Here is a 12866-nt window from a genome sequence, read left to right on the forward strand (position 1 = left end):
CTAAAAAGAATGATTTCAAAAACCGGAACACCAAAACCACCTTAGTCGTTCTTCCACCTTGATTCCGGTTAGGTTAACTAGCGCATTGATGTACGGTTAGATTAACTAGCGAAAGTCATTTGATACGTTTCGTATCAAGATCTGTCTTTTACAAGTGTCTACATAACACCCGTATTTAAAAAGTAAACCGGTACTCTTACACCCGTATTCGTCCTAAATGCCCTGAAATCTTCTAACAGGCGCACTTAAAAAAGGCTTCCGAGTTCGCGTTTTTCAAACAATGCGGCTTACTCGTATAAGCCGGAACGAGTATAAAAGGACGCCTGACACGCAACGATACAAGCTGCCCAAGCAGCGTCTTCGCCGCGAAAAACAGAACTGAAGAAACAGGCCCCTATATCCGAGGTCACCCGTCCAACAGCGCCGCAATACAGCCCCAATGCTGCACAGATCCTTAAACCAACGTCACCGCTTGGCAAAGATCTTTTCTGCCTGTCTAAAAACGACTGCTCCGTTCGTCCGCCTAAGCGGTTTCCGTACGACCCGTCTGCAGCCTCAACCAGAGCCATCCCTGCTTCTAAAATCCAAGCATGCGGCCCTGATCCCTTGCTATGAATCATTCGGCTGGATTCTTGTGTGCCCGGTCACCCGGACAGTTTGCTCTCCAGCTTGTCGGTAGGAATGAACTACCGGAAGGTCCCCGCCGAAAAATTCGAACACCTTCACCTCGTCAACTTGCCGGCTCCACGTTATCTTTGCCATACCGGGTCGATTAACCCGCATGTACAATTCGGACGCTTCCCGCGCAAGTTCTGGCGCTTGTTGTTGCTGAAACACTATCCACCTTTCTCTGCATGAGTAAAAAAACATATACCCATCATATTCATTTTGGCCCCGCTTTGCAACTCTCACGATACAAAATGAGATACAAGCCCCATAATAGGCGGTTAAATCTTGTGTAAATTCGCGGTATGAGCCTCACTTCGGCTAAGTACGACTGCATGACGGCAGGCTCGTTTCTTCTTCCATACGTGTGGTTGACACCCCGTCATGCGACGCCTCGCCGCGCTCCGGGAGCTAGCGGCTAGCGGTGCCTCCAATTTTCAACAAACGCTGTTTCCCGCACCGGGGTTCAACTCCACAGGACTTTCTATTCTTCTAAAAACCATCACGAGCCCACCCATTAGCTCAGGCCTTCTGCGCATCTACATCCGCTTCCTTGAACTCACTCCTCTTATCTCCCCTCCCACAACCCTCTACTCCACTCTACCCCCCTCTCCTATACCGCTCAGCCCTCTGTCCCTCCCATCCGCATGCCAAAAAGCCGCTCCTCTCTTAAGAGAAAAGCGGCCTACACAAACCGATCAACACAGCAGTCTATAACCTTATAGATCAGGCAAAATCAAGCCCGCAAAACGCGCCCGGAATTAACCGAGCTCCCGCTTCACGACCTCCACGATGTCATTGACGTAGCCTTCCACCGTATCCTTGTCCGGCCCCTCAGCCATGACGCGGATAAGAGACTCCGTCCCGGACGGACGCACCAGCACACGGCCGTTGTCGCCCAGTTGGCTTTCTACGGCGCTGATTGCGCCAGCAATGGCTGCATTGTCCTGCAGCTTGCTTTTATCCGCTACACGCACGTTGACGAGCACCTGCGGGAACTTCCGCATAATCCGCTTCACTTCGCTAAGCGGACGACCTCCCGCCACGAGAGTGTCAGCGAGCTGCAAGCCCGTAAGAATACCGTCTCCGGTCGTATTGTAATCGAGGAAAATAACATGCCCGGACTGTTCGCCGCCCAGGTTGTAGCCGCCCTTACGCATCTCTTCCATCACGTAACGGTCTCCTACGGCCGTCTGCGTCGCTTTCAGGCCGTGGCCTTCGATTCCCTTGAAGAAGCCGATGTTAGCCATCACGGTCGTTACAATCGTGCTGTGATTGAGCTTGCCCGCACGGTTCATCGCATCACCGCAGATGCTCAAGATGAAGTCGCCGTCGACTTCATCCCCGTTCTCGTCAATCGCGATAAGCCGGTCTGCGTCCCCGTCGAACGCAAGACCGAGGTTGGCGCCGTGCTCCATGACGGCCTTCTGCAGATTCTCCGGATGAGTCGAACCGCAGCCGTCATTGATATTGCGCCCGTTCGGCTCCGCTCCCAGCGTAATCACTTCCGCTCCCAACTCGCGGAAAATCTTAGGCGCCAGCTCGTAAGCGGCTCCGTTCGCGCAGTCCATCACAATCTTCATGCCGCCGAACGAATGCTGCACGGTCGACTTGACGAAGTCGGCGTACAGGAACTTCGCCTTCGGATCATCCGACACGGAACCGATCTCGCCGCCCACCGGCCGCGGCAGCTCGTCGTCGTCCGCGTCGAGGAGGCGCTCGATTTCGAGCTCCGTCTCATCGAGCAGCTTAAACCCGTCTCCGCCGAAAAATTTGATCCCGTTGTCTTCCACGGGATTATGCGAGGCGGAGATCATCACGCCGGCGTCGGCGCCAAGCACGCGCGTCAAATACGCGACGGCAGGTGTAGATACGACGCCGAGCCGGATCACGTTCGCTCCGATCGACAGGAGACCTGCGACCAGCGCCGCTTCCAGCATAGGACCCGAAATACGCGTGTCCTGGCCGATGACTACCTTCGGATGCTGAGCCTGACGTGTCAGCACATATCCTCCACAGCGTCCGATTTCAAAAGCCAGCTCCGGTGTCAGCTCTTTATTGGCTACTCCGCGAACTCCATCCGTTCCAAAATATTTCCCCATCGTTCTCTTCCCCTCTTCTCATAAACGGCACGTAAATGCCATATCGGCTTCTTTATAAATCCTGGTAACTTGTCATGATTTTAACATATCCCTTATAACTTACGAAGGAAAATTCCCGTTTAGGGGGTTACGGCTCCTTTTTAGGGACCGTTTCTCCCACGTCATCCGGTTTCTGGGTTGGAGTTGGAGTCGGAATCGGTGTAGGACTCGGATTTTTCGACTCGGTTTGCGTCTGAGCCGCCGAAATGACGACCTTGGCCTTCGTGACCTGTGTCCCGCCATCTTTGATGTACGGCGGCAGATTGAGGGTAATCGGCAGTTCGTGCGTCCCCGGAGGCAAATTACTCACATCCACGATAGCCTGGATGTCTTCCGGTTTAACGGCCTCCATTTGAGGCGCCGCTCCTTCCAGGGTCAGCGTGATACTGCCGTTAGGAGGATCCGTGAACTTCACTTCCGTTCCTTCCGCCTGTCCCACTATTTTCAGGGGGATTCCCGGATATTCCTTTTTGATGGAAGACACGATTTCGACGGTTACCTGCACCTTCGTCGGCTCAATCTGAGTCACCCCTTTTTGCAAAGGAATGTCCAGCGTAAATTCTTTCGTTTCCTTGAGCCCGTCGATCTTGAGCGTAACTCCCGAATAGAAGTCCATGCCGTCCAGCACGTTTTGCGGCCCGTAAACCATGATCTTGTCCGGATTCTGCTTGATCGAACCGATGCTGTAACCGGGAGGCAGACTGCCCGTCAGTTGGATCTGCAGAGGCACCGTTTTAAACGGACTCGTGACGGGAACATCCACGTCCACTACGGCCGGCCTTATATCGTAAGGCAGCTCGCGGCCTTCTTTGTTATAGACCTTCAGCTTCACCTGCTTGGTTACTGCCGAATCGGCTTTATCTACCGAGATTTCCCCTTGAACCGTCGCCACCTCGTCCGCTTTGCTCGCCGGAACGGATACATGCACCTTGCTCGGTTTGGCGATAGGGTCACCGGATTTATACCCGGGCTGCGGAGTTCCCTTTACATTGATCTTCACAGGGACTTCCTTCATCTCCTGCTCCTCGACGACCACCTTGACGTTCCGCGGCACGATGTCCACCTGCAAAGATGACGGGAAGCCGACCGCCTCCAACGGAAGGACATACTCGCCTTTACCGCCGGCCTTGGTTAAATCCAGCACGACTTTGTACTCACTCGTACTCACCCGCTTCAGCGCGGAATCTTTCCCTTTCAAAATCACCTGTACCCGGCTGGGCTCAATCGAAGAAATATAATATTTATCCGAATCGTATTTCGGCGTAATTTGCACATTGCTGATCGGCAGCTCTTTAATTCCCCCCGTTGTCGAATTGGTCACGGTAGTGCCTTCCATCCGGACAACCGCCCAAAGAAGAATTCCGATAATGACCGCGATCACCCGGACGACATTTGTATTTCTCAGCCATCTATCCACGTTTGCGTCCCTCCCACCATTTCTTGAAAGGGTTTTGACGGTCTTTGGCCTTAGGCTTCAATTCATCAAAAAGCTTCGAAATCAAGGATTCTTCCTTGATATCCCGGACGACCTGCCCGTTCAGCGACAGCGAGATTTGCCCCGTCTCCTCGGACACGATCAAACAAACGGCATCCGAAACCTCGCTCATTCCGATAGCCGCCCTGTGCCGGGTCCCAAGCTCTTTACTGATAAAAGGATTCTCCGAGAGGGGCAAATAACAACCCGCCGCCATCAGCTGGTTGTTCCGGATAATAACCGCACCGTCGTGCAGAGGCGTGTTCGGGATAAAAATATTAATAAGCAGCTCGGAACTGATCCGTCCGCCTATGGCTATTCCCGACTCGATGTAATCAGTCAGGCCCGTTTCCTTTTCAAAGACGATCAAAGCCCCGATTTTACGCCGGGACAAGTAATTCATCGCTTTAATCACTTCGCCGATCCGTATGTTGACGTCCTGGTCCACGTCCATCGAGCTGCGTGAGAAAAGCCGGCCGCGGCCCAGTTGTTCCAGCGCTCTTCTAAGTTCCGGCTGAAAAATAATAATAATGGCGATCAGACCCACCGTAAACATCTGGTTCATGATCCACTGCAGCGTATTCAGGTTGAAAGCAACACTGAGCGCCCAAGCGACCAGTACGACAATGATCCCTTTCATGAGCTGTACGGCTCTTGTACCGCGCAGCAGCATAATTAATTTATAAACCACATAACTGACAATCGAGATATCTATAATATCTGTGATGGAAATATCTGCGAATAATTCCACTGGAGTTCCCCCAAATCAACGCGTAAAAATCCGGATTTTTTTCTTATCTTTATCTGTCTATTCCTTGATAATACCACAATCCGAACAATTCTTCTATTCTACCCATTTCCCGGTTTCCAAAGAAAAAAGCCCTCCGGGGTACCCCTCGAGGACTTTAGCTGTATGAGATATGCATGCTGTTTTGTTTAAGCAGGTCAATGCATGAGATCGTTCAGTTTAAACCAGATCCAGCTTAAAGCTTCGTCAATGCGTATTTTATCCCCGGATATGTGAGCAGTCGATGCCAAATTCATGTTTCCGTCGATGACCACCAGGTTTCCTTCCACATTGGCGTCGTCTTCTACAACCAGTTGGCCGTTCTCGACCACCAGATTGCCTTTTACCGTCTCTCCTCTGGGCACGATCACTTTATCGCCTTGGATGATTACCCGTTCCAGGTCTGCACCCCGTACCATTAACTCGGTGTTGTTATTCCACAGGGTCATAAAGCTGCCCGCCATCGTTAACAGAAAAACAGCCGCTACCGAAACCGCAGGATGTCTGCGGATCCACTGCGTCCACGGCTTCCGCTTCTTAACGGGAGGGAGACTGCCCATAATACGGTTCGTGAGATCACTTGACACGGTAGGTGCAGGGATGGAACGAACGAGCGCATCCGTCGTTTCCATCTGCCGGAACAGCGAGTTGCATTCCGGACATGACAAAAGGTGCTGCTTTAGCTCCAGCGCCTGGGCCCCCTGCAAGTCCCCATCCAAATATTCGTGCATCAAAGGGAGGGCCTGTTTGCAATTCATCGAAGCCACTCCTTTCTCGTTCTTGGCCGATAGTGTAATACCATACGTATGGCAGGAGAAGATGTTTCAAAAAAATCGGACTTACAGAGAAAAATTTGCGTCCGTGTCTAATTTCTTTCGTAAATACTCCCGGCCGCGGTGAACACGTGTCTTGACGGTCGTAACGGGCATGCCGAGTACATCCCCGATTTCCTGAAGCGACATATCGTGGAGATAGCGCAGGATCACGACGGATTTGTATTTTTCAGGCAAGGTTTGAATGGCTCTGCGAATTACCTGCTGTGTTTCCGAGAGAACAATCTGGTCCTCGGGCAGCTCATCTTTGCTCGCAAGCATGGCGTAAAAATCGTTTCCTTCACTGTCCGGCATTTCGGCGTCGAGGGAATAGGTCGGTTTGCGTTTGCGCAGCCGGTCTATGCATAAGTTGGTTCCGATACGGAAGATCCAGGTAGAAAACTTCTGGTTCTCGTCGTAGCGGTCTAAGTTGTTGTATACGCGCAGGAAAGTATCCTGCACAGCATCTTCGGCTTCCTGCTTGTTACCGAGCATTCTGTAGGCCAGGTGAAATATTTTATCTTTATACAAATTCACCAGTTCCTCAAAAGCACCACGATCTCCATTCCTTGCAAGCTTGGCTAATCGTGTTTCTACTAAATTCAAGATAACTCCTCCAACCCTAGGAAGTACGGGGCTTCTTTTCACTTATGTTCGGTAAAACACACAAAGTCGAGCCGCCCGGAAGGACGGCTTGACTCTTTGTTTCAGTGCCTATGCGATGTTGTCCGTTATCAGCCTGTATTGCGGAGTCCGGCTGCAATGCCGTTGATCGTAAGAAGAACTTCACGCAGCAGGAAGCTGTCGTCTTCGTTATTCTCGCGTGCCCCGCGCAGTTCTTTGAGCAAATCCACTTGCAGGTAGCTCAGCGGATCGACGTACGGATTGCGAAGCCGGATCGATTCTTGAATAACCGGCACGTTGTCGAGAATCTCCTGCTGCCCGGTAATATCCAGAATCAGTTTGGAAGTCAGGTCGTATTCCGCGCTGATCAGCTCGTAAATTCGCTTTGCGATGCTGCCTTCCTTAAGCAGGCTGCCGTACTCTTTGGCGATGAGAAGGTCCGCTTTGGCTAGTGCCATCTGCAAACCGTCGATCATGGATTTGAAGAACGGCCAGTTCTCATACATGTTCTTAAGAACCGACATATTTTCGGCCTTATCCTGATAAAAGTCCTGAAGCGCCGTACCCGCAGCGTACCATGCCGGCAGCAGATAACGGCTCTGCGTCCAGGCGAATACCCACGGAATCGCGCGCAGATCTTCAAAGCGGTCGCTGTTGTTCCGCTTGGAAGGACGCGAACCGATATTCAGCTCTCCGACCTCCGGAAGAGGCGTCGATTGCTTGAAGAAAGTCATGAAATCCGGATCGCGGAAAATAAGGTCCTGATACTTATTCTGCGCTTTTTCCGAAATTCCTTTCATAATGCTTTCCCATTCGGTTTCAAGCGGGTGTTTTTGCGGGTTGCGTGCCAGCACCGCTCCTTTAATCAAAGCAAACGTTGCCTGCTCGAGGCTGCGGTACGCGATACCTTGCAGCGAATAGCGGGATGAAAGCACCTCGCCCTGCTCCGTAATCTTGATACCGCCGCCGATCGTATCCACAGGCTGTGCCAGAATACTCCGGTTCAGCGGCATTCCGCCGCGTCCGAGCGAACCGCCCCGTCCGTGGAAGAACTTCAGCTTCACGCCGTTTCTGTTTCCGGTATCCGTCAAGGCACGCAGCGCGACGCGCAGCTCCCAGTTAGCGGTAATAACGCCGCCGTCTTTGTTGCTGTCGGAATAACCCAGCATGATTTCGTGCATAGGCGCCGCAGAATTCAAGCTTGCACGGTAAGCCGGAATTTTAAAAAGAGTATCCATAATTTCCGGAGCCGCATGCAGATCGTCGATCGTTTCAAAAAGCGGCACCGACTGAATGTTGCTCACAACCGTACCGTCGGCTTCCTTACGATAAAGTCCTACTTCTTTGGCAAAAACCATAACCTCCAGCATGTCGCTCGCGCCCTGAGTCATACTAATCAGATAGCTGTTCAAGCAGTAGCGTCCGAACTCATGCTGGGCCTTATAAATATTTCTATATACATCCAGACATTCCTGAGTAGACTCGGAGTATTTCATGTATGGGGATGTAATCGGACGCGGCTCATCGAGAAGCTTGCTCAACAGTTCAATCTTCTCATTTTCCTGGAGTGTGCTGTAATCCTCCACGATACCGATCCGGTTTAGGATTTCCGTCATGGCCAGCTCATGTTCGCGGCTGTGCTGACGAATGTCGAGGGTAGCCAGATGAAACCCGAATAATTCTACCTGACGAATCAGCTTCTTAATATACCGGTCCGCCGCATAATCGGCGAAATGGCTCCGCAAGCTTCTTTCGATCACATAGAGATCCGCAATCATTTCGTCCGGCGAGGTATACTTCTGGAAACTCGCTACTTGGGAGTTCCCCGCGTTTCTGACTTTCTCGATCATGTAGGCAAGCTTTGTGCGGTACGGCTCGTCGTCATTGCTCCAGAAATCATTGTGGGGACCAAAAACTTCATGATCGGCCTCAATAGATTTCTGCAGCTCATCACTGATCTCAGCAAGATTCTTGCTGAAGCTTAAGTGATACATGACATCCACGAGAATTGTTTCATACTTCTTTAAAGCAAGGCCGCGGTGCAGCTCCAGCGTCTCCCACGTGACATGAGAGGTAACCGAAGGGTTGCCGTCACGGTCTCCGCCGATCCAGGAACCGAATTTAAGGAAACTAGGTACGTGCCAAGTCTCATTCGGGTAGTATTTATCCAAACAACGTTCCAATTCTTGATAAACTTCAGGAAGAACATCGAATAAGGTTTCATCAAAATAATAAAGGCCATTCTGAACTTCGTCGATAACAGTCGGTTTCCGGTTGCGTAGTTCATCGGTTTGCCAAAGCGTCATAACCTCAGCCAGAAGCTTTTCTCTAAGCTGTTCTCTCTCCCGGTAGGTTAGCGTTGGATTGTCGAGGTACATCACGTCCTGGGAAATACGCTGGTGAATATCCAGAACCGCACGGCGTGTAGCTTCTGTAGGATGGGCAGTCATAACGAGTTCAAGCGAGATCGTCTGCAAAATTTCCTGAACCTCACGATAGGAGATCTGATTCTGCTTCAACTGCTGAACGATGCTTTCGATTGAGCCAGGCTGAACCGTTTCTCCCGAGGAACGCTCATAATCGCGTTTTCTGCGAATACGGTGGGTTTGCTCGGCAATATTAACAAGTTGAAAGTAAATCGCAAAAGCACGAATAACCTGGTGACGAATTTCAGGCTGCAGCCCGTCGATCGTCGCTTTAAATTCCGCATAGATGGCTGGGTCATATTGAGCCCGAAGGGATTTACTCAGTTCGCGGATCTTCTCTACGACTGCCAGAAGCTCATTGCCTCCCTGATGGACCAGCACTTCCCCAAGTATATGCCCAAGAAACCGCACATCTCTGCGAAGCAAGTTGTTAGTAGAATTTTTCTGAACGATTGTTTCGTTATCCGACATGTCCTCGCCTCTTCTCTCTACTGATAATCACACCAAATTTCATCTGATTTCATACTCATTTCAGAATATTTTACCACATTCACGCGTTGCATTATAGCTATTTTTGACGAAACATGCCTGACAATTACAGGAAAGCCGAGTAAGATTTAACTCAAGCCCGGTTCTGGATAAATAAAAAAAAGATCTCTATGAGATCTTTGTTGGTTATGTATGGAGCGGGTGATGGGAATCGAACCCACGCTACCAGCTTGGAAGGCTGGAGTTCTACCATTGAACTACACCCGCATACATATGGTCGGGACGACACGATTTGAACATGCGACCCCCTGGTCCCAAACCAGGTGCTCTACCAAGCTGAGCTACGTCCCGAAATATGAATGGCGTGCCCTGAGAGATTCGAACTCCCGGCCTTTTGATTCGTAGTCAAACGCTCTATCCAGCTGAGCTAAGGGCACATATGAAATTATGGAGCGGAAGACGGGAATCGAACCCGCGACCCTCGCCTTGGCAAGGCGATGCTCTACCGCTGAGCCACTTCCGCATAAAACTGATGCGCGTGGAGGGACTTGAACCCCCACGTCAAAGACGCTAGATCCTAAGTCTAGTGCGTCTGCCAATTCCGCCACACGCGCAAGTTGGAAAAATGGTGAGCCATGAAGGACTCGAACCTTCGACACCCTGATTAAAAGTCAGGTGCTCTACCAACTGAGCTAATGGCTCGTACTAAAAATGGCTGGGGGTATAGGATTTGAACCTATGCATGACGGAGTCAAAGTCCGTTGCCTTACCGCTTGGCTAACCCCCAATAAAACATGGTGCCGTCGAGAGGACTTGAACCCCCAACCTACTGATTACAAGTCAGTTGCTCTACCAATTGAGCTACAACGGCATGATGGTGGACGCTGACGGGATCGAACCGCCGACCCTCTGCTTGTAAGGCAGATGCTCTCCCAGCTGAGCTAAGCGTCCGCCCAGTAATGACCCGTAGGGGATTCGAACCCCTGTTACCTCCGTGAAAGGGAGGTGTCTTAACCCCTTGACCAACGGGCCTTAATAAGCTTCCAACCGGATTCGAACCGGTGACCTCTTCCTTACCATGGAAGCACTCTACCTACTGAGCTATGGAAGCGTGGCTCCCCGAACAGGACTCGAACCTGTGACAACTCGATTAACAGTCGAGTGCTCTACCAACTGAGCTATCAGGGAATATCGCTTGGCAACGTCCTACTCTCCCAGGACCCTTCGGTCCAAGTACCATCGGCGCTGGAAGGCTTAACGGTCGTGTTCGGGATGGGTACGCGTGGTTCCCTTCCGCCATCGTCACCAAACAGGTGTCTATTCAGACACATCAGGGTTGCTCCCTGAAAACTAGCAGCGAAACGTGCATTCGATCCATCCAAAGATCTTGTGGTGCATATATAGCCTATGCTTTCGATGCGGTCTTTCCTGTCGGAAATAACCTTATAGGTCAAGCCCTCGACCGATTAGTATTGGTCAGCTCCACACATTGCTGTGCTTCCACCTCCAACCTATCTACCTCGTCGTCTTCAAGGGGTCTTACTAATTGGGAAATCTCATCTTGAGGGGGGCTTCACGCTTAGATGCTTTCAGCGCTTATCCCTTCCGTACATAGCTACCCAGCGATGCCTCTGGCGAGACAACTGGTACACCAGCGGTACGTCCATCCCGGTCCTCTCGTACTAAGGACAGCTCCTCTCAAATTTCCTGCGCCCGCGACAGATAGGGACCGAACTGTCTCACGACGTTCTGAACCCAGCTCGCGTACCGCTTTAATGGGCGAACAGCCCAACCCTTGGGACCTACTTCAGCCCCAGGATGCGATGAGCCGACATCGAGGTGCCAAACCTCCCCGTCGATGTGGACTCTTGGGGGAGATAAGCCTGTTATCCCCAGGGTAGCTTTTATCCGTTGAGCGATGGCCCTTCCATGCGGTACCACCGGATCACTAAGCCCGACTTTCGTCCCTGCTCGACCTGTATGTCTCGCAGTCAAGCTCCCTTATGCCTTTGCACTCTTCGAATGATTTCCAACCATTCTGAGGGAACCTTGGGGCGCCTCCGTTACTCTTTAGGAGGCGACCGCCCCAGTCAAACTGCCCACCTGACACGGTCCCTCTACCGGATCACGGTAGTAGGTTAGAACTCCGATACGATCAGGGTGGTATCCCAACGGCGCCTCCACCCAAGCTGGCGCTCAGGCTTCAAAGGCTCCCACCTATCCTGTACAGATCGTACCAAAGTCCAATATCAAGCTGCAGTAAAGCTCCATGGGGTCTTTCCGTCTTGTCGCGGGTAACCTGCATCTTCACAGGTATTAAAATTTCACCGGATCTCTCGTTGAGACAGCGCCCAAGTCGTTACGCCATTCGTGCGGGTCAGAATTTACCTGACAAGGAATTTCGCTACCTTAGGACCGTTATAGTTACGGCCGCCGTTTACTGGGGCTTCGGTTCACAGCTTCGGATTGCTCCTAACCGCTCCCCTTAACCTTCCAGCACCGGGCAGGCGTCAGCCCATATACTTCGCCTTGCGGCTTCGCATAGACCTGTGTTTTTGCTAAACAGTCGCTTGGGCCTTTTCACTGCGGCCCCCTCGTGCTATTCACACTACCGGGGCACCCCTTCTCCCGAAGTTACGGGGTCATTTTGCCGAGTTCCTTAACGAGAGTTCTTCCGCGCGCCTTAGAATTCTCTTCTCGCCCACCTGTGTCGGTTTGCGGTACGGGCACCTTCGCCTGGCTAGAAGCTTTTCTCGGCAGTGTGAGATTAAGACCTTCGCTACTGTAATTTTCGCTCCCCATCACAGCCCAGCCTTCACGATGTGCGGATTTGCCTACACATCAGCCTCACTGCTTGGACGGACATCCATCAGTCCGCGTCCCTACCCTGCTGCGTCACTCCATTGCTCGTAACGGCTTACGGTGGTACAGGAATTTCAACCTGTTGTCCTTCGACTACGCCTTTCGGCCTCGCCTTAGGTCCCGACTTACCCTGAGCGGACGAACCTTCCTCAGGAACCCTTAGGCTTTCGGCGGATCAGATTCTCACTGATCTTTTCGTTACTCATACCGGCATTCTCACTTCTGTACAGTCCAGCAGTCCTCACGATCTACCTTCACTCCGTACAGAACGCTCCCCTACCCATGCACGCTAGGTGCAAGTCATAGCTTCGGTGGTGTGTTTAGCCCCGTTACATTTTCGGCGCAGAGTCACTCGACCAGTGAGCTATTACGCACTCTTTAAATGGTGGCTGCTTCTAAGCCAACATCCTGGTTGTCTGTGCAACTCCACATCCTTTCCCACTTAACACACACTTGGGGACCTTAGCTGATGATCTGGGCTGTTTCCCTCTTGACAATGGATCTTAGCACTCACTGTCTGACTCCCGGGGTAATGTCTGTGGCATTCAGAGTTTGACTGGACTTGGTAACCCTTGGCGGGCCCCG

6 protein-coding genes, 12 tRNA genes, 1 rRNA gene and 3 other annotated features are annotated in these 12866 nt (G+C 51.7%); all 19 genes read right to left on the reverse strand.

All coding sequences use genetic code 11. The features are described 5' to 3' along the window. Window positions 1-1427: 1427 nt before the first annotated feature. Window positions 1428-2768 (reverse strand): phosphoglucosamine mutase, encoded by a 1341-nt coding sequence (glmM, locus tag HMPREF1207_RS10755; RefSeq protein WP_009675027.1) that lies wholly within the window; start codon window positions 2766-2768, stop codon window positions 1428-1430. 127 nt (window positions 2769-2895) lie between these two features. Then, the gene (locus HMPREF1207_RS10760) at window positions 2896-4224 is read right to left on the reverse strand and encodes a CdaR family protein (RefSeq protein WP_009675034.1); all 1329 of its coding nucleotides are present in this window, start codon (window positions 4222-4224) and stop codon (window positions 2896-2898) included. After that, window positions 4217-5032: a diadenylate cyclase CdaA gene (gene cdaA, locus HMPREF1207_RS10765; protein ID WP_009675030.1), complete on the reverse strand. Its 816-nt coding sequence runs from the start codon at window positions 5030-5032 to the stop codon at window positions 4217-4219. The genes HMPREF1207_RS10760 and cdaA overlap by 8 nt, the downstream gene beginning before the upstream one ends. Before the next feature lie 194 nt (window positions 5033-5226). Beyond that, the gene (locus HMPREF1207_RS10770; protein ID WP_009675028.1) at window positions 5227-5826 is read right to left on the reverse strand and encodes a zf-HC2 domain-containing protein; all 600 of its coding nucleotides are present in this window, start codon (window positions 5824-5826) and stop codon (window positions 5227-5229) included. A gap of 81 nt (window positions 5827-5907) precedes the next feature. Next, window positions 5908-6486 (reverse strand): RNA polymerase sigma factor SigW, encoded by a 579-nt coding sequence (gene sigW / locus HMPREF1207_RS10775; RefSeq protein ID WP_009675029.1) that lies wholly within the window; start codon window positions 6484-6486, stop codon window positions 5908-5910. A 128-nt stretch (window positions 6487-6614) separates the two neighbouring features. After that, a complete protein-coding gene (gene ppc / locus HMPREF1207_RS10780; protein WP_009675031.1) occupies window positions 6615-9401 on the reverse strand; it encodes a phosphoenolpyruvate carboxylase in 2787 nt (928 codons plus the stop codon). Window positions 9402-9612: 211 nt separating this feature from the next. After that, window positions 9613-9686 (reverse strand) — tRNA-Gly (locus tag HMPREF1207_RS10785). A gap of 7 nt (window positions 9687-9693) precedes the next feature. Further along, window positions 9694-9770, reverse strand: a tRNA-Pro gene (locus HMPREF1207_RS10790). A gap of 9 nt (window positions 9771-9779) precedes the next feature. Then, a tRNA-Arg gene (locus HMPREF1207_RS10795) sits at window positions 9780-9856 on the reverse strand. A gap of 11 nt (window positions 9857-9867) precedes the next feature. Beyond that, window positions 9868-9942 (reverse strand) — tRNA-Gly (locus HMPREF1207_RS10800). Between the two features lie 10 nt (window positions 9943-9952). After that, window positions 9953-10033 (reverse strand) — tRNA-Leu (locus HMPREF1207_RS10805). A 12-nt stretch (window positions 10034-10045) separates the two neighbouring features. Continuing rightward, window positions 10046-10121, reverse strand: a tRNA-Lys gene (locus tag HMPREF1207_RS10810). 10 nt (window positions 10122-10131) lie between these two features. Further along, a tRNA-Gln gene (locus HMPREF1207_RS10815) sits at window positions 10132-10206 on the reverse strand. Window positions 10207-10214: 8 nt separating this feature from the next. After that, a tRNA-Thr gene (locus HMPREF1207_RS10820) sits at window positions 10215-10290 on the reverse strand. Window positions 10291-10294: 4 nt separating this feature from the next. Continuing rightward, window positions 10295-10370: transfer RNA gene (locus HMPREF1207_RS10825), tRNA-Val, on the reverse strand. 9 nt (window positions 10371-10379) lie between these two features. Continuing rightward, window positions 10380-10451, reverse strand: a tRNA-Glu gene (locus tag HMPREF1207_RS10830). Between the two features lie 6 nt (window positions 10452-10457). Beyond that, window positions 10458-10530, reverse strand: a tRNA-Thr gene (locus tag HMPREF1207_RS10835). A 1-nt stretch (window position 10531) separates the two neighbouring features. After that, window positions 10532-10607, reverse strand: a tRNA-Asn gene (locus HMPREF1207_RS10840). Between the two features lie 5 nt (window positions 10608-10612). Beyond that, window positions 10613-10729 (reverse strand): 5S ribosomal RNA (gene rrf, locus HMPREF1207_RS10845). A 148-nt stretch (window positions 10730-10877) separates the two neighbouring features. Beyond that, window positions 10878-11738 (reverse strand) — a sequence feature (23S ribosomal RNA rRNA prediction is too short). A gap of 1 nt (window position 11739) precedes the next feature. After that, window positions 11740-12487 (reverse strand) — a sequence feature (23S ribosomal RNA rRNA prediction is too short). Between the two features lie 75 nt (window positions 12488-12562). Then, window positions 12563-12757, reverse strand: a sequence feature (23S ribosomal RNA rRNA prediction is too short). Window positions 12758-12866 lie beyond the last annotated feature (109 nt).

It is taken from the genome of Paenibacillus sp. HGH0039 (assembly GCF_000411255.1).
Taxonomy (GTDB): domain Bacteria; phylum Bacillota; class Bacilli; order Paenibacillales; family NBRC-103111; genus Paenibacillus_F.